At 64.2% G+C, this 16,936-nt stretch carries 15 protein-coding genes; 8 read left to right on the top strand and 7 right to left on the bottom strand.

All coding sequences use genetic code 11. The features are described from left to right. Complete coding sequence (gene ligK, locus GTP69_RS23770) at positions 1 to 684, top strand: 4-carboxy-4-hydroxy-2-oxoadipate aldolase/oxaloacetate decarboxylase (protein ID WP_161057267.1); 684 nt, start codon at positions 1 to 3, stop codon at positions 682 to 684. Between the two features lie 5 nt (positions 685 to 689). On the opposite strand, the gene GTP69_RS23765 is transcribed toward ligK, so the two are convergent. Further along, entirely contained in the window at positions 690 to 1,577 is an 888-nt protein-coding gene (locus tag GTP69_RS23765) for a LysR family transcriptional regulator (RefSeq protein WP_161057195.1), read from the bottom strand. 105 nt (positions 1,578 to 1,682) lie between these two features. On the opposite strand from GTP69_RS23765, the gene GTP69_RS23760 reads away from it, so the two are divergent. Next, on the top strand, positions 1,683 to 3,053 hold the full coding sequence (locus tag GTP69_RS23760; RefSeq protein WP_161057194.1) for an MFS transporter: 1,371 nt from the start codon (positions 1,683 to 1,685) through the stop codon (positions 3,051 to 3,053). On the opposite strand, the gene GTP69_RS23755 is transcribed toward GTP69_RS23760, so the two are convergent. The 5 genes from GTP69_RS23755 to GTP69_RS23735 are packed head-to-tail and all read right to left on the bottom strand — an operon-like array spanning position 3,046 to position 7,753. Continuing rightward, positions 3,046 to 3,765, bottom strand: a complete 720-nt coding sequence (locus tag GTP69_RS23755) for a hypothetical protein (protein WP_161057193.1) — start codon at positions 3,763 to 3,765, stop codon at positions 3,046 to 3,048. The genes GTP69_RS23760 and GTP69_RS23755 overlap by 8 nt on opposite strands. A 20-nt stretch (positions 3,766 to 3,785) precedes the next feature. Next, a complete protein-coding gene (locus tag GTP69_RS23750; protein WP_161057192.1) occupies positions 3,786 to 4,319 on the bottom strand; it encodes a hypothetical protein in 534 nt (177 codons plus the stop codon). Further along, entirely contained in the window at positions 4,316 to 4,771 is a 456-nt protein-coding gene (locus tag GTP69_RS23745; protein ID WP_161057191.1) for a (2Fe-2S)-binding protein, read from the bottom strand. Before GTP69_RS23745 ends, GTP69_RS23750 begins: the two co-directional genes overlap by 4 nt. Positions 4,772 to 4,784: 13 nt before the next feature. Further along, positions 4,785 to 6,935, bottom strand: coding sequence for a xanthine dehydrogenase family protein molybdopterin-binding subunit (locus tag GTP69_RS23740; RefSeq protein WP_161057190.1), 2,151 nt, complete (start codon positions 6,933 to 6,935; stop codon positions 4,785 to 4,787). After that, positions 6,932 to 7,753 (bottom strand): alpha/beta fold hydrolase, encoded by an 822-nt coding sequence (locus tag GTP69_RS23735; RefSeq protein ID WP_161057189.1) that lies wholly within the window; start codon positions 7,751 to 7,753, stop codon positions 6,932 to 6,934. The genes GTP69_RS23740 and GTP69_RS23735 overlap by 4 nt, the downstream gene beginning before the upstream one ends. A gap of 202 nt (positions 7,754 to 7,955) precedes the next feature. Between GTP69_RS23735 and GTP69_RS23730 the strand changes: the two genes are divergently transcribed. Then, a complete protein-coding gene (locus GTP69_RS23730; RefSeq protein ID WP_161057188.1) occupies positions 7,956 to 8,888 on the top strand; it encodes a GlxA family transcriptional regulator in 933 nt (310 codons plus the stop codon). Positions 8,889 to 8,890: 2 nt separating this feature from the next. On the opposite strand, the gene GTP69_RS23725 is transcribed toward GTP69_RS23730, so the two are convergent. After that, a complete protein-coding gene (locus tag GTP69_RS23725; protein ID WP_161057187.1) occupies positions 8,891 to 10,174 on the bottom strand; it encodes an MFS transporter in 1,284 nt (427 codons plus the stop codon). Between the two features lie 93 nt (positions 10,175 to 10,267). Between GTP69_RS23725 and GTP69_RS23720 the strand changes: the two genes are divergently transcribed. The 5 genes from GTP69_RS23720 to GTP69_RS23700 all read left to right on the top strand — a co-directional run bounded on the left by GTP69_RS23720 (position 10,268) and on the right by GTP69_RS23700 (position 16,933). Continuing rightward, positions 10,268 to 10,903: a response regulator transcription factor gene (locus GTP69_RS23720; RefSeq protein WP_161057186.1), complete on the top strand. Its 636-nt coding sequence runs from the start codon at positions 10,268 to 10,270 to the stop codon at positions 10,901 to 10,903. Between the two features lie 21 nt (positions 10,904 to 10,924). Continuing rightward, the gene (locus tag GTP69_RS23715) at positions 10,925 to 11,830 is read left to right on the top strand and encodes a catalase (RefSeq protein WP_161057185.1); all 906 of its coding nucleotides are present in this window, start codon (positions 10,925 to 10,927) and stop codon (positions 11,828 to 11,830) included. A gap of 240 nt (positions 11,831 to 12,070) precedes the next feature. Further along, positions 12,071 to 12,565 (top strand): gluconokinase, encoded by a 495-nt coding sequence (locus GTP69_RS23710; RefSeq protein ID WP_229261127.1) that lies wholly within the window; start codon positions 12,071 to 12,073, stop codon positions 12,563 to 12,565. A gap of 42 nt (positions 12,566 to 12,607) precedes the next feature. Then, positions 12,608 to 15,592 carry a TonB-dependent receptor plug domain-containing protein gene (locus GTP69_RS23705; RefSeq protein WP_229261126.1) on the top strand — a complete coding sequence of 995 codons (2,985 nt, stop codon included), beginning with the start codon at positions 12,608 to 12,610 and terminating at the stop codon, positions 15,590 to 15,592. Between the two features lie 3 nt (positions 15,593 to 15,595). Then, the gene (locus GTP69_RS23700; RefSeq protein ID WP_161057184.1) at positions 15,596 to 16,933 is read left to right on the top strand and encodes a gluconate:H+ symporter; all 1,338 of its coding nucleotides are present in this window, start codon (positions 15,596 to 15,598) and stop codon (positions 16,931 to 16,933) included. Positions 16,934 to 16,936 lie beyond the last annotated feature (3 nt).

The following is a 16,936-nucleotide window of genomic DNA, read 5'->3' as shown; positions in this document are numbered from 1 at the left end:
ATCAACCAACTGGGCATCGTCAAGCGCGGCATCGCGCGCGCCGAGCGCGAACACGTCGACCATCTGGGACAGCTGGGCAGCGCCACCGTACACGAAGCCATGGGCCGCGTTGGACTGCTCAAGCCTTATATACGGCCGATCTACGCCGGCGCGCAGGTGGCCGGCACCGCCGTCACCGTGCTGCTGCATCCGGGCGATAACTGGATGATGCATGTGGTGGCGGAGCAGATCCAGCCCGGCGATATCGTGGTTGCCGCCATCACGGCCGATTGCACCGATGGCTACTTCGGGGACCTGCTGGCGACCAGCTTCCAGGCGCGCGGCGCCAAGGCGCTGGTGATCGACGCCGGCGTGCGCGACGTGCGTATCCTCAAGGAGATGGGTTTCCCGGTATGGAGCAAGAACATCAGCGCCAAGGGCTGCATCAAGTCGACGCTGGGTTCCGTCAACATCCCCGTGCTGTGCGCCGGCGCGCTGGTCAACCCCGGCGACGCCATCATCGCCGACGATGACGGTGTCGTCGTGGTGCCAGCCGCCGACGTCGCGCGCGTAGCAGCCGTGGCCCAAAAGCGCGAAGACCTGGAAGGCGAAAAGCGCGCCAAACTCGCCTCCGGCATACTAGGCCTCGACATGTACAACATGCGCGGCCCGCTGGACCAGGCAGGCCTCAAGTACATCGACTAAGCATGCTACAGCCGCAGCGCGTCGACCACCAGCTGGAAGGCGGGGGAGGACTGGCGGCGGCTTGGGTAGTACAGGTGATAGCCCGGAAAGCTCTGGCACCATTCTTTCATCACGCGTATCAGCGTGCCTTCCTTTACCAGGTCGCACACCATATCTTCCGGCACGTAGGCGAGGCCATAGCCGGCCAGCGCTGCGCGCAGGCGGGAGGTGGTGTTGTTGAACACCCATTGGCCGTCGACGCGCACGTTCTGCTGCGTGCCGTTCTTTTCGAATTCCCAGATTTGTAGATTGCCGTGCGTGGGCAGACGCAGGTTGATGCAGCTGTGCTGTTGCAGGTCTTGCGGCGTGCGCGGCTTGCCACGCTTCGCAAAATACTCCGGCGTCGCCACCACCGCCATGCGCAGGTCGGGACCGATGCGCACCGCGATCATGTCCTTCTCCACCTGGTCGCCCAATCGCACGCCGGCGTCGAAGCGCTGCGAGACGATGTTGGTCATGCTGTAGTCGACGTTGATGTCGATCTTCACATCCGGATAGTCGTGCATAATGGGCGACAGCTTGGGCCACAGTACATTGTTGGCCGCATGTTCGGCCGCTGTGATGCGGATGGTGCCGGCCGGTTTGTCGCGCAATTCGTTGAGCGAGGCCAGTTCCTGCGTGATCTCGTCAAAGCGCGGCGCGGCGGTGTTGAGCAGCCGCTCGCCGGCCTCAGTCGGGCTGACGCTGCGCGTGGTGCGCGTCAGCAGGCGAATGCCGAGGCGCGTCTCCAATCCACGTATCGTGTGGCTCAGCGCCGACTGCGATACGCCCAACTGCTTGGCTGCCTTGGTGAAGCTGCCTTCACGCGCCACCGTCACAAACGCCAGCAGGTCGTTGAAATTCTCGTATTCCATTGATGAAGACTCCTCATAAGCTCATGCGGATTATACCGTCTTATCAATAGGCCGCTACGCGCCTAGACTGTCGGCCATACTCTCCAACCTGGAATTCGTGACGTTATGAATAAGCGTGCCATCCTTGCCATCATTTTGGCCAGCTATGTGATGATTGTGCTGGATACTTCGGTGGTCCTGACCGGCCTGCCGAAGATCCACCTTGAAATGGGCTTCAGCGACAGCGGCCTGGCGTGGGTGCAGAGCGCCTACACGCTGACCTTCGGCGGCTTCCTGTTGCTGGCGGCGCGTGCCGGCGATGTCGTTGGACGCCGCCGCATGCTGGTGGCAGGACTGGCGTTGTTCACGCTTGCTTCGCTGGCGATCGGGGCGGCGCAGACGCCGGCCATGCTGGTCCTCGCCCGCGCGGTGCAGGGGCTGGGTGCGGCCATCCTGGCGCCGTCCACGCTGGCGCTGCTGCAAACCACTTTTGCCGAAGGCGCGGAGCGGACGCATGCCGTATCGCTGTATAGCGCCACCGCCGGCATAGCCGCCAGCGTAGGGCTGGTGCTGGGCGGCGTGCTGGCCGAGTGGATGTCGTGGCGCGTCGGCTTCCTGGTCAATCTGCCGATCGGCATAGCGATGATCTGGGCCGCGCGCCGCTATATTCCGGAAAGCCCGCGCAGCAGCGGCCAGTTCGACGTCATCGGCGCGCTCACGTCCACCATCGGCATGAGCGCCTTGGTGTACGCCTTCATCCGCTCAGCTGGCGCCGGCTGGGGCGACCTGCTGACGCAAGGCGCGTTGGTGGCGGGCCTGTTGTTGCTGGTGGCCTTTGTGGTCAACGAGCGCAGTGCGGTGCAGCCCATCATGCCATTGCGCTTGTTCGCGGACGCCCAGCGCGCTTCGGCGTATGCGGCGCGGGTACTGTTCCTCGGAGCGATGATCGGCTTCTTTTTCTTCACTACGCAGTATCTGCAAACGGTGCTGAACTATTCGCCTTCGCTGACCGGCATGGGCTTCCTGCCGATGACGCTGATGAATTTCGCCGTCGCGCTGCAAGTGCCGCGCTTGACGCGGCGCTTCGGCAATGCGCGCCTGCTGGCGTTTGGCCTGCTGGTATGCCTGATCGGCATGGCGTGGTTAAGCCGCGTGTCGGCGCATAGCGCTTACCTGACGGCGGTGGCGCTGCCGATGGTGCTGATCGGTGCGGGGCAGGGCATGACGCTGAGCCCATTGACGGCGGCCGGTATCGGCGGCGTGCCGGCGCGGGATGCCGGCGCGGCGTCGGGTGTGGTGAATGTGGCGCACCAGTTGGGCAACTCGCTTGGACTGGCGGTACTGGTGGCGCTAGCCGCAGCCGGTGCGGATCAGTTGTCCGGCGTGGCGCTGCTGGCGCACCGTGTGACGACAGCGCTCACCGCATCCAGCATCTTCCTGATACTGGCACTGCTGCTGATGGTGCGGTTGCAGCGAGCGCCCGTCGTGGTCAGCTGAATTTGATCTCGCTGACGACGATCGACACCACCAGCGGTTCCGGCTGGTGTCCCATGTCGGCGTCGCGCACGTAGATCAGGTGGCGGGTCGGCATGCTGATGCCGTCGAAGGTGCCGTAGTCGTGGAAGTAGTGCACCGCCGGCGTGCCGCCACTGATGTCGACATCATAGTCGTGGCGACGCAGCTTGCCGTCTTCGGCGAAGTAGAACGTCTGTTCGCGGCTGTGGGTGGCGATGCTGTCCGGGTAGCGCACCTTCAGGCGGCGCAGCGATTCGCCGCCTTCCTGCCACGGCGCCAGTTCTTCGAACTCGAAACCCGGTTCGGCAAACGCGAATGGCAGCGTCAGATAGTTCCACATGGCGTAGCCGACGAAGTAGGCCAGTTGCGGCTCGCTCCATTGTGTCTCCAGGCCAAAGCCGGCAAACGAATCGCGCGGCGACGACAGCGAATCGACCACCGTGCCGTTCGCCGTTTCGATGATGGCGCGCTGCGGCGTGACCGAGGTGCGGCGGTCCGCTGCGCCAAACGGCGCGTGCGAAGTCCACTGGCGATGCAGTTCGATGCTGACATCCACCTCATCCAGCTTGCCGCCGTGGCCTTTGAGTGGCCACAGAATGCCGCCCTGGCTCAGGTGCGCGGTCAGTTTGTTCAGGCTTTTCCAGCGTTGCAGGCCGCCGTGCACCTGCAGTACTTGTTCGAGCAATGCGTTCATGATATTCCTTGGTGAGAGAGTTATTGAGGGCAGGGCATGCCGGCATCCGCCCATGTTTCCAGTGCTTTGATGAAGTCTTCATGCGACATCGGCGGCAGCGTGCGTTGCGCGCCCGGATTCCACGCCCAGAGCACCAACGGATCGGTCTTCATATGTTCGATTACCTGTTCGCCGGTTTTGCGGTTGCCGTTGCGTTTCGGGTCTTTCATTTGCTGGCATACGCCTTTCTTGTCCAGGCCTTGCCACTTCATGCTGAGCGGCGCCAGGTGCCAGTTGGGCGCGCCCGGCACGCGGCCTTGCGCGCTGTTGGAAGCCTGGTGGCAGGCGGCGCAATGCAGCACCGCCGAGCCGTGGCCGTCGGCGCCGCGCACCACCTGCTGCGCGTGGACGATGCCGATGTCCTTCTGGTGCGGCGCCTCGACCTGGTGACAGTTGATGCAGCGCGGCGACATCACCACGCTGGCCACCGGGTCGAACAGCTTGCCGTCGCCTTTGGGGGCGGCCTGCACCAGGCCCGCTAGCGCGGCACACATCAGCAGGAGCGCGCGCATCATGCTTTCCCCGCTGCTTTGTGGATGGCTGCGCGAATGCGTGGATACGTGCCGCAGCGGCAGATATTGCCGGACATGGCCTGGTCGATATCCTTGTCGGTTGGCTTGGGAATCGCCTTCAGCAGCGCGGTCGCCGCCATGATCTGGCCGGACTGGCAGTAGCCGCATTGCGGCACGTCGATTTCTGTCCATGCCAGCTGCACGCGCTTGCCGACCGCCGAGTCGCCGATCGCTTCGATGGTGGTGATCTTCTTGCCCGCCGCTGCCGATACCGGCGTGACGCAGGCGCGTGAAGGCTGACCGTCGAGGTGCACTGTGCAGGCGCCGCACAGCGCCATGCCGCAACCGAATTTGGTGCCCGACATATGTAATTCGTCGCGCAGCACCCACAGTAGCGGGATATCGGGTTCGGCCTGCACGTCGACCGCTTTGCCGTTGATGTTCAATGAAGTCATGATCTTGCTCCTGTTAAGTGGTGGCCGCGGCGAGGGCCGTGGCGATCGGCAGCTTGCGCACGCGGGTGCCGGTGGCGGCATACACCGCGTTGGCCAGCGCCGGCATCAGCGCCGAGGTGCCCGGTTCGCCCATGCCGCCGGGCGCTTCGCTGCTGCTGACGATGTAGGTTTCGATCACCGGCGTTTCGTGCATGCGCAGCACGCGGTAGTCGTGGAAGTTGGTTTGCTCGACGCGGCCATCCTTGAAGGTGACGTCGCCATACAGTGCGCCGGAGATGCCGAAGATGACGGCGCTCTGCACCTGCGCCTGCACGGTGTCCGGATTGACCACCACGCCGCAATCGAGCGCGCACACCACGCGGCTGACGCGCACTTCGCCGTCCTGGATATGGGCATCGACCACCATCGCCATATAGGTGCCGAAAGCGAATTGCACCGATAGTCCGCGTCCGGTCTTGCCGGCGTGAGAACCCTTCCAGCCGGCTTTTTGCGCGGCCAGCTTCAGCACCTGTTCGGCGCGTGGATTCTGCTTGAGCAGCGCCAGGCGGTATTGCAGCGGATCGGCCTTGGCGGCGGCCGCCAGTTCGTCGATGAAGCTCTCCACCACGAACACATTGTGGGTCGGACCGACGCCACGCCAGAACGCGGTGGGGATATGCGGCGGTTCGTGTCGGGTGTAATCGACCTTGATCGACTTGAAGGCGTATGGCGGCGTTTCGGCGCCATCCAGCGTTTCCGAATCCCAGCCGTTGTTGAATGCTGCCGGCATGAAGCGGCCCAGCACCGAGGAGCCGGTGACGTGGTGCGACCATGCGACCGGCGCGCCGTTGCTATCCAGCCCCGCGCGGATACGGTCGTAGAAGTAGGGGCGGTACATATCGTGCTGGATATCTTCTTCGCGGCTCCAGATCACCTTGACCGGATATTTGACTTCGCGCGCGATGCGCACCGCGCGCTCGACGCCGTCGATTTCCAGCCTGCGGCCAAAGCCGCCGCCCAGCAGGAAGTTATGCACGGTGACTTTTTCAAGCGGCAGGCCGGTGACCTTGGCGGCCACCGCGCGTGCCAGCGTGATCACCTGGGTGCCGGTCCAGACTTCGCAGCTGTCGGCGGTAACGTGCACGGTGCAGTTCATCGGCTCCATCGTCGCATGGGCCAGGAATGGCTGCTCGTAGGTGGCCTCGATGATGCGGGCGGCGCTGCCGAAGGCTTTTTCAGGATCGCCCTCGTTGCGGACTTTGGCGCTGCTGGCATCGGCGGCGCGCACCATATCGGCGACGATATCGGCGCTGCTCAGCTTCGCATTCGGGCCGTCATCCCAGCGCAGGTCCAGCAACAACAGGCCTTTGTGCGCGGCGCCGTAGTTGTCGGCGATGACGGCGGCGCCGTCGTCCAGCTTCACCACCTGGTGCACGCCAGGCACCTTGAGCGCGGCCGTTTGGTCGAGGCTTGCCAGGCGGCCACCGAGCACTGGCGAAATCGCCAGCGCGGCCACTTTCATGCCGGGTAGTTGGACGTCGATGCCGTATTCGGCCGAGCCATTCAGTTTTTCCGGCGTGTCGAGACGGCGCGTGACTTTGCCGATCAGGCGGAAGTCCTTGGGCTGTTTCAGCACGATGGTTTTCACATCCGGCAGCGGCAGCTTGGCGGCGGCGTCGGCCAGTGCGCCGTAACCCAGCTTGCGGCCGGACGGCGTGTGGATCACCGTGCCATGTTCGGCGCGGCAACTGGCGGGATCGACCTGCCACTGCTGCGCTGCGGCCTGCACCAGCATCATGCGGGCGGCGGCGCCGGCCTGGCGCATCGGCATCCAGGCGACGCGCATGGTGGTCGAGCCGCCGGTGACCTGGAAGCCCAGCGCCGGATTCATATAGCGCTTGTCGTCGGCGCCTGCGTGTTCCAGTATGACGTCTTTCAGGTCGACTTCCAGTTCCTCGGCGATCAGCATCGGAATCGAGGTGTAGGTGCCCTGGCCCATTTCGACGTAGGGCATGGCCATGTGGACCTTGCCATCGGTGGTGATGCGCACCACGGCGTTCGGCTCGAAGGCGGTGGCGGAAGTGGTCGAGGCGTCACGCGCGCGCGCCGAGGGAATGGCGATTTGCAGCATCAGACCACCGCCGGCAGCGGCCATGGCTTTCAGGAATAGGCGACGGTCGGTCATGCGAGCTCCTTGCGCAGGAAGGTGTCTACCTGTTCTACGAACAGCGACGGGTATTGGAACAGCGAAGCATGGCCGGCGTCCGGATACAGACTCAGTTGCGCGTTCGGCAGATGCTGGAACAGGCGCACTGATTGCTCGGTCGGGAACATGCTGTCGTTGCTGCCCTGGACCACCAGCACCGGGTGCTTGATGCGCTTGAGCAGCGCGTAACCGGCGTCGCGCTGGCCGCACCAGCTTTCGATGGCCAGGTACTGGGCGGTAAACACCTGCGACGGCGGATTGGGACCGGCTTCGTCGCGGAATTTCAGGCGTTGCAGGAAGGCCTTGCCGCGCTGCTGGCTGTTGGCGGTAAGCGTGAAGAACAGGTGCAGCAGGATTTCGGCCGGCGTCTTGCCGCCGATTTCGCTGATCACCTTGCGGAAGTCGCCCGCGCCTTGGCCCTGCGGACAGCCGCCGGCCAGCACCATGCGGCGCACGCTCTGCGGCTGGTTGGCGGCGATTTCCTGGGCCAGGAAGCTGCCCAGCGAAAAGCCCAGCAGGTCGACCTGTCCCAGGCCCAGCGCCTCGATTACGCTCAGCGCGTGTTGCGCCATCTCCGGCACGTTGGATGGCGTGGTCCCGTGCGAGGCGCCGACGCCGGCGTTATCGAAAATGACCACTTGCCGATGCCGGGCCAGGCCCTCGATCACCAGTGGGTCCCAGTTGTCCATGGTGCCGGTGAAGTGCTGCATCAGGAACAGCGGTGGTTCAGCGCTGCGCTCGCCGTACAGGCGATACGCGGTCTGGATGCCGTTGACCGTGATGTATTGGGTCGTCATGGGAGCTCCTTGCAGGGTGAAATGAAAAAATTATAAGAGCGCATTCCCTGCAATTCGGGACGTAAACCGCGCAATTCGGGACATGCAACCCTTATGGGGGGAAGCTGCACAGCCGCCATGTGCAAGATAGCCCCCGAAAGAGGTTAGATGCCCCCGCTTACGCTGGATCGCGGCGCGCGCGGCGGTCCGCTACCATCGCCGCATGAAATCAATCGCCTTTTTTGTGTTCCCCGGATTCGAGGTGCTGGACTTCGCCGCGATGACGGTGTTCGAGCTGGCGAACGTGATCTCTGGCGAGCGTTTGTATGAGATGGCGATGCTATCGCAGGCCGGCGGCAGCATCGCCAGCTCCGCCGGGCCGGCAGTTGAAACGCAGGCTGGGGGCGGCACGGCAGCCGTCGTGGATACGGTGCTGGTGTTCGGCACCATCGGCAGCATGCCGACCAGTGCGCCACTGGTGGAGATGGTGCGCGGCGCCTGCATGGCCGCGCGCCGCGCCGGCAGCATCTGCACCGGCGCCGAGCTGTTGGCGGCCACCGGGCTGCTGGACGGGCGCCGCGTCACCACCCACTGGGCGCGCGCCGCAGAGCTGCAGCAGCGCTTTCCGCTGCTCAGGGTAGAGTCGGAATCGATTTATATCCATGATGGGAAGTACTGGAGTTCGGCCGGCATGACGGCCTGCATCGATCTGGCGCTGGCCATGGTGGAGCAGGATCATGGCGTGGAGCTGGTGCTGAAGATCGCGCGCCAGATGGTGATCTATCACCGCCGCGCCAGCAGTCACTCGCAATTCTCCACGCTGCTGGAGATGGCGCCGCGTTCGGACCCGATACAAAAAGTGCTGTCATATGCGCGCACGCATTTGCGGCGGCAGCTATCGGTGGATGAACTGGCCGGTGTGGCGAACCTGAGCCGGCGCCAGTTCAGCCGGCGCTTTCGCGACGAAACCGGGCAGTCGCCGGCCAGGGCGGTGGAGTCGCTGCGGCTGGAGTCGGCGCGCGAGATGATCGAGAACACGCGCCACACGCTGGACTACATCGCCCGCGAATCCGGCTTTGCGCAGCTGGAGCAGATGCGGCGCGCCTTCGTGCGCGTCTGTGGCGCGCCGCCGCAGTCGCTGCGGCGGGCAGCCTAGCTTTATGCCTTGCGCACGAATAACGCCGTCAGCATGCCGATCAGGCAAACCATAATCACATAGTACGCTGGCGCCAGCGGATCGTTCTTCAACATCAGCGTGACGACCACCGGCGTCAGGCCGCCGAAGATGGCGTAGGACAGGTTGTACGAGAACGACAGGCCGGAAAAGCGCACCTGCGGCGGGAAGGCCTGCACCAGCACACACGGCACCGCGCCGACCACGCCGACAAAGAACCCGGTCAAGCCATACAGCGGCAGCAGCAGCTCCGGCTGCACGCGCAGCGTGGTGTAGAACACCCAGGTGCAGATGGCCAGCAGCAGGGCGCCGACGAACAGCACCGGCTTGGCGCCGATGCGGTCGGCCAGCACGCCGTAGAAGATGCAGCCCAGCGCCAGGCCGATAGTGGCCAGGGTGTGGGCCGTCAGCGAGGTGCGGGCGTCGATGTGATACATCTTTTGCAGAAGCGCGGGCGTCATCAGGATCACCACCACGATACCGGCCGACAGCATCCAGGTCAGCAGCATCGAGACGGCGACGGCGGCGCGGTGGCTGCGCAGCACTGTCTTGAGCGGCATTTCGGCGGCCAGCGCTTTTCGCTGCGCCATTTCGGCAAACACCGGCGTTTCGTGCAGCCAGCGGCGCAAGTACATCGAGGCCAGGCCGAATACGCCGCCCAGCAGGAACGGCCAGCGCCAGGCGCCTGCCAGCACTTCCGCTGGCTGGTATGCGGTATTGAGGCCCGTCGCCACCAGCGATCCAAGCAGGATGCCGACGGTCAAGCCGGCGGTCAGCACGCCGCAGGCGTAGCCGGTGTGACGCGCCGGCACGTGCTCGGAGACGAACACCCAGGCGCCCGGTACTTCGCCGCCGACGGCCGCGCCTTGCAGCACGCGCATCAACAGCAGCAGCAACGGTGCGGCCAGGCCGATGCTGGCGTAGGTCGGCAGCAGGCCGATGGCCAGCGTCGGCACCGACATCAGCAGGATCGACAGCGTGAACATGCGCTTGCGGCCCAGCAGGTCGCCGAAGTGCGCCATGACGATGCCGCCCAGCGGCCGCACCACGTAGCCGGCGGCGAAGATGCCGAAGGTTTGCAGGGTGCGCAGCCACTCCGGCATGTCGGGCGGGAAGAACAGCTGGCCGATGGCGTTGGCAAAAAAGACGAAGATGATGAAATCGTAGAATTCCAGGGCGCCGCCCAGGGCGGCCAGCGCCAGGGTCTTGTAATCCTGGCCAGTCAGCGGCCGGCTGGCGGTGGCTGGCGGAGCGGAGGTGGCGATCATGTGCGCAGGTCTCTTATGTCGGTAGGGATAGGGGCGTATGCTACCCTAGAACGGGGGATGCCGGGCTGCGTCAAAATGCGTAGAATCACTGATATGAGCTACCCACACTCCATCCGTGTCATGATCGTCGACGATCACCCCTTGCTGCGCGAGGGGCTGCTGGCTATCCTGGCAAAAGCGCCGGATATCGAACTGGCGGCGGAAGCCGACAGCGGCGAAGAGGCGGTAGCGCGTTATGCCGAAGCCCAGCCCGATGTCACGCTGATGGATTTGCGCATGCCGGGCTTGGGCGGCCTGAATGCGATTTCGGCGATCCGCCGCAATCGCCCCAACGCCCGCCTGATCGCCTTGAGCACCTATGCCGGCGGCGCGCTGGTACAAGCCGCGCACAAAGCCGGCGCCAGTGGCTATCTACTCAAAAGCATGCTGGCCGAGAATGTGCTCGACAGCATACGCACTGTGCATCGGGGACGCGAGGTCTGGCCGTCCGAGCTGCTGGGCGGGCAGATTTATTTTGACCGCGACCGTTTGAGTTTCCGTGAACTGGATGTGCTGCGCAATGTGGCTGGTGGCCTGTCCAACCGCGCCATCGGCGAAAAGCTGGGCATCAGCGAGGAAACCGTCAAGAGCTATATGCGCATCGTGATGACGAAACTGGATGCCAATGACCGCACCCACGCGGTCACCATTTGTCTGCAACGCGGTCTTCTGGAAACCTGGGAACTATAGGCCGGACGGGCACACGGCACGATGACAACTCCCCCCGGCCGGCAGCCGTTGCTCGATGCCCTGACCCATCTTGGCGCCCATGCCGGCAGGCGCGCCACTCACGTGCGAGGTTACTGCGCCGTTGGGCATTTCGCGCCGGATGACGAGGTGGCGCACTTTGCCGATCTTGCGATACTGCGCGATGGCCCGCTACCGGCCACGGTGCGCTTCTCGGTTGGCGGCAGCGACCCGGCGATCTCGGAAAAGACCCGCAACCTGCGCGGCATGGCGATGCGCGTGCACGGCGTGCATGAATCGTATGACCTGGTGCTGGTGTCCGAGCCGATTTTTTACGCCGCCACGCCGGTCTCCTATCTGAGTTACCTGGAGGCGCACGCCGCCGATCCCAATACCGGTGTGCCCGATCCGCTGCGCATTGCCGCCCACGAGCTGCGCCACCCGGACACACTGCGCCTGCCAGCGCTGCTGGCGTCGCACGCAGCGCCATCCTCGTACGCCAGCACGCCATACCATTCTGCTCACGCCTTCCTGTTCTCCGGCGCGGATGGGGTGATGCGACCGGCGCGCATGGTGGCGGAGCCGGAAGCCGGCACACGGTATCTGAGCGAAGCGCAGGAACGCCAGCTGCCGCCTGCCTTCCTTGAACATGAGATGGACGAACGCCTGCTGCAAGGGCCGATCCGCTTCCAGCTCTACGCACAACTGCCGGCGGTGGGTGATCCGCTGGACGATCCCAGCATGCCATGGCAGGGGCAGGAAAGGGTGCCGCTTGGCGTGCTGCTGATCACCGCCCTGGCGGACAACAGCTGCGACTTCATGACTTTTATGCCGACCCGGCTACCGGCCGGCATCGATCCCAGCGACGATCCCATGCTGCGCGCCCGCGCCAACGTCTACGCCGCGGCTTCGCTGGCGCGGCGGCGATAAATCAGCAGCGCCGGCGAGGCGGTGTTTCATTCGGCAGCGTTGCGGCGCTGCGACGTTCATGGTGCGATGCAATATGAATAATTCTTTACAAATTCCTACGGTGAGCTAAAGTTCATGGCAAATGATAACGCTAACTTAGCGCTGATCAGCCTCCCTTGATACCTTGTTGGTAGATGCTTTCATGCGGCATCCAGTTCCACAGGAGAGCAATGTTAGCGCTATCTAATCTTGGAGACATGGATGCAGAGTACCCGGTGGGTGGTGATGGGCGTTAGCGGCTGCGGCAAGAGCACAGTGGGGCAGGCGCTGGCGACTGCGAACGCGGTCGGCTTCGTTGAAGGCGACCAGTTTCACCCGCAGGCCAATGTCGCCAAGATGTCGTCCGGCGTGGCGCTCAACGACGATGACCGCGCCGATTGGTTACTGACTTTGCAAGCGCAGATCCGCGAAGCGCGCGAGCGTGGCGAGGGACTGGTGATTTCCTGCTCGGCGCTGAAGCGGCGCTACCGCGATCTGCTGCGTGAAGGCGATCCGGCGCTGCGTTTCGCGCACTTGAGTGGACCGAAGGAACTGATCGCAGCGCGCATGCAGGCGCGGGTCGGCCACTACATGCCGACCTCCCTGCTGGACAGCCAGTTCCGTGATCTCGAACCACTGCAAGCCGACGAAGCAGGCATCACGCTGGACATAAGAGTACCGCCCGACGATCTGGTGACGCAGATCCGCAGGGAGTAGCAGCAAAGTAGCACAACACAAAAAAACTATATGGAGACCTACATGACTACACAGACTACCCGTAACACCATCATGCGCCTGGCCGTGGCCAGCGCGTGCAGCTGGCTTGCCGTCGCCCATGCGCAGCAGGCCACGCCGGCAGCGCCGGCAGCCGATGCGCAACCCGTCGCGCAAACCGATAAGCCAGCGTCTCCTACCGAACCGGAAGCCAAGGTAGAAAACGTGGTGACGGTATCCGGTTCGCGCATTGCGGCGCGCGGCTTCTCGCAGCCGACGCCGACGACCGTGCTGAGCGCCGAAGACCTGGCCAAGAACGCCAAGCCCAATCTGTTCAACGCCATCGCCGAGCTGCCGGCCCTGCAGGGCAGCACCGGCCGCACCACCAGCACCAACAGCACCAGTAGCGGCATCCAGGGCCTGAGTTCACTGAGCCTGCGCGGCCTCGGCCCGATCCGCACCCTGACGCTGCTGGACGGCCAGCGCGTGGTGGGCGCCAACGTCACCGGCGTGACGGACGTCAGCCAGTTCCCGCAACTGCTGGTCAAGCGGGTGGACGTGGTGACCGGCGGCGCCTCGGCATCCTACGGTTCGGACGCCATCGGCGGTGTGGTCAACTTCATCACCGACAAAAAATTCGAAGGCTTCAAGGCCAACGTGGAAGGCGGCCAGACCACCTACCACGACGACAAGAACGGCACGCTGCAAGCCGCATGGGGCAAGGCCTTCCTCGATGATCGCCTGCACGTCACGGCCAGCGTGGAATATGGCCGCGAGAAGGGCATCGATTCGCCAGGCTTCGGCGAAGTCGGTCCGAACGGCCGCTCGTGGTACAAGAATCCCGCCTACCAGGTACGCCCGCTGAGCGCTACCAACGACGGCAAGCCGCAGTACACCTTCATCGAACACGCGCAGCAGTACCAGTACGCCAAGTACGGCCTGATTACCAACGGCCCGCTGCAAGGCACGGCGTTTGGCGTCAACGGCCAGCCGTACAAGTTTAACTACGGCTCCGGCGGTGTACCGACCGGCACCGGCGCGGTGAGCGGCTGCGTCAATCCGTTCTGCGTCGGCGGTGACTTGAGCGGCAGCGTGGGCGCCGGCACCAACCTGGCGATGGACCTGACGCGACAGGTGGCTTACACCCGCGTGGGCTTCGACATCAACCCTGATCATGAAATTTACTTCACCGCCAACTTCGGCAAGGTCAAGTCGGAGTTCACGCCCAATCCCGGCGCGGCCAAAAATGCCAATCTGACCGTGCAGTGCGATAACCCGTACCTGCCGGCGTCGATTGCGGCGGCGTGCGCGGCGAATAACATCACCAGCTTCCAGTACGGCACGGCCAACGGCCAGTTCCCAGAAAGTATCAACGTCCATCCTACGCGCGAGATGCGCCGCCTGGTGCTGGGCGCCGACGGCCACTTCCCGCTATTCGGCAACGACTGGTCCTATGACGCCTACGTGGAACGCGGCATCAACTTCACCGACATCATCGTCCACGACATGACGCTGAATAACCGCTACACCGCCGCCATCGACGCGGTGCGCCTGGCGGATGGCTCCATCGCCTGCCGCAGCCTGACCGCGCGCGCCGCCGGTTGCGTCCCGATGAACATCATCGGCAATGTTCCGGTCAGTGCCGCCACCTGGGCGTATGTGGCGCCGGAATACGGTCCGCAACAGCACACCCGCCAGCAGCAGGACGTCGGCAGCTTCAACCTGAATGGCGAAGCGTTCAAGACCTGGGCCGGTCCGATCAACTGGGCGACCGGCGCCGAGTGGCGTCGTGAGAGCTATCGCGTCGGCGGCGACCCATACGGCAACGGCGTAACCGCCGATACGCCAAACGACGCCAACTACCCGGCCGATCCGGTGCTGAATCCGATGAACAACTGGTACGCGGGTAACTACCACAATGCGTCCGGCACCTACAACGTGCGCGAAGCGTACGTGGAAGCCAACCTGCCGGTCCTGAAGTCCGACAGCTGGGGCGAGGCGAGCCTGAACCTGGCCGATCGCCATACCCACTACAGCACTTCCGGCCACGTGGAAAGCTGGAAGCTGGGTGCGACCTGGAAGACAGGCATCGACGGACTGCGTCTGCGCGCCGTCACATCGCAGGACGTGCGCGCGCCCAACCTGAGCGAACTGTATGCGGCGCCGGTGGTGGTCAACGCGGCGGTGCTGTACCAGGGCGCCAACGTGACGATCCAGCAGCGTACCGTGGGCAATACCGCGCTGCGTCCTGAAATCGCCCGCAACAAGATCTTCGGCATCGTGCTGGATCGTCCAACTTGGGCGCCTGGTTTCAGCGCTTCGCTGGACTACTTCGACATCAAGGTCGCTGGTGTGATCTCGACCCTGAACGCGCAGCAGGAAGTGGATCTGTGCGTGGCCGGTAACAAGGAAATCTGTAGCGCCATGTCGCTGGGGAATGCGGTCCAGACCAACAACTACGTGACGGTGCAGTCGTTCAACCTGGCCTCCATGCGCCTCAAGGGCTACGACCTGGAAGCGGCGTATCGCCTTAACCTGAAGGACTGGAACCTGCCGGGCCGCATCACCCTGCGTGGCCTGGTGACCCGCAACATCACCTTCCTGACCGACAGCGGCGTGGTGGGCACCATTCCATCCGAAGGCGCGGGTAACAACCTGGGTAACACGCCGCGTTGGAAAGGCTTGACCTCGCAGTCGTGGGATACCGATAAATACAGCCTGACACTGACCCAGCGCTGGATCAGCAGCGGCAAGTACAGCAACGAGTTTATCGAGTGCCAGACCAACTGCCCGGTATCGACCGTGATCCATCCGACCATCTACGACAACCACATGAAGGGCGCCTTCTACGTGGACCTGGGCGGCACCTGGAAGTTCTCGGACAAGGCCACGGCTTTCTTCAAAGTCGATAACATCGGCAACGTCGATCCGGCCGCCGCGCCGCAGACCAACCTGAGTTACGGCATCAACCCGGCGCTGTACGATGTTGTCGGCCGTGTGTACCGTGTTGGCATGCGCTATAACTTCTAAGCGATGACCACTACCAGTCCCGCGTGGGCGCTGCTGGCCGTGGCTTTGTCGGTCGGCTTGCTCACGCTGCTGATCGCCTGGGCCAAGCTGCAGCCGCTGATCGCGTTCGTGGCGGCGGCGCTGGCGGCCGCGCTGCTGCTTGGCATGCCGGTGGAGAGCATCCCCAAGTCCATCGACAAGGGGATTGGCGATCTGCTTGGATCGCTGATCGTCATCGTCTGCCTCGGCGCGGTGTTCGGCAAGCTGATTGCCGACAGCGGCGCCGCGCAGCGCATCGCCAGTTACCTGATCGGCGTATTCGGCTCCGCGCGCATGCCGGTGGCGTTGACGCTGACCGGCTTCGTGGCCGGCATTCCGCTGTACTACAACGTCGGCTTTGTGCTGCTGGTGCCGCTGGTGTTCTCGCTGGTGTACCAGAGCGGACGGCCGGCGGTGGCGCTGGCGATACCGCTGCTGTGCGGACTGTCGATAGCGCATGGCTTCCTGCCGCCGCATCCGTCGCCGACGGCGCTGGTGGCGCAGTTCCATGCCGATATGGGCCGAACGCTGATGTATGGGCTGCTGGTGGCGGTGCCGACGCTGATCATCGCCGGGCCGTTGTTCGCCATGACGCTCAAGCGCATCGAAGCCACACCGGCGCCAATGTTCCGCACCGGATTGCGTGACGAAGCCGAGCTGCCCGGGGTGTTCAACAGCTTTGCGACGGCGCTGCTGCCGGTGTGGCTGCTGGCTGCCGCCACCGCTGCGGCGGCGCTGCCGATTGCCGATCCGGCGTTGAAATCGCTGGTCGGCTTTCTCGCCAATCCGATGATCGTGATGCTGGTGGCGCTGCTGGTGGCGGTGATTACGCTGGGCGTGGCGCGCGGGCAGAAGTTGGTGGCGCTGATGTCCGGCGCGCAGGATGCGTTGCGGGACATCGCTCCCATCCTGCTGGTGATCGCCGGCGCCGGCGCGCTGAAACAGGTGCTGGTCGATTCCGGCGTCAGCGCGCAACTGGGCACGCAGCTAGGCGCATTGCCGGTGCCGCCGCTGGTATTGGGCTGGCTGGTGGCGACGCTGATCCGCATCTGCCTTGGTTCGGCCACGGTGGCGGGGCTGACGGCGGCGGGCATCGTGGCGCCGGTGGTGCAGGCGTCTGGCACCGATCCTGCGCTGATGGTGCTGGCGATTGGCGCCGGCAGTTTGATGTGCAGTCATGTGAACGATTCCGGCTTCTGGATGTTCAAGGAGTATTTCGGCCTGTCGCTAAAAGACACCTTCCGTTCGTGGACCTTGATGGAAACGCTGGTCGGCGTATTCGGGCTGATTTTCGTATTGATTCTTTCTGCCTTATTGGGATAAACA

Origin of the sequence: Duganella levis (genome assembly GCF_009857605.1) — a bacterium.
GTDB lineage: Bacteria > Pseudomonadota > Gammaproteobacteria > Burkholderiales > Burkholderiaceae_D > Rugamonas > Rugamonas levis.
The sequence above is the reverse complement of the archived record's forward strand: the minus strand, read 5'-3'. Positions and strand labels throughout refer to the sequence as shown.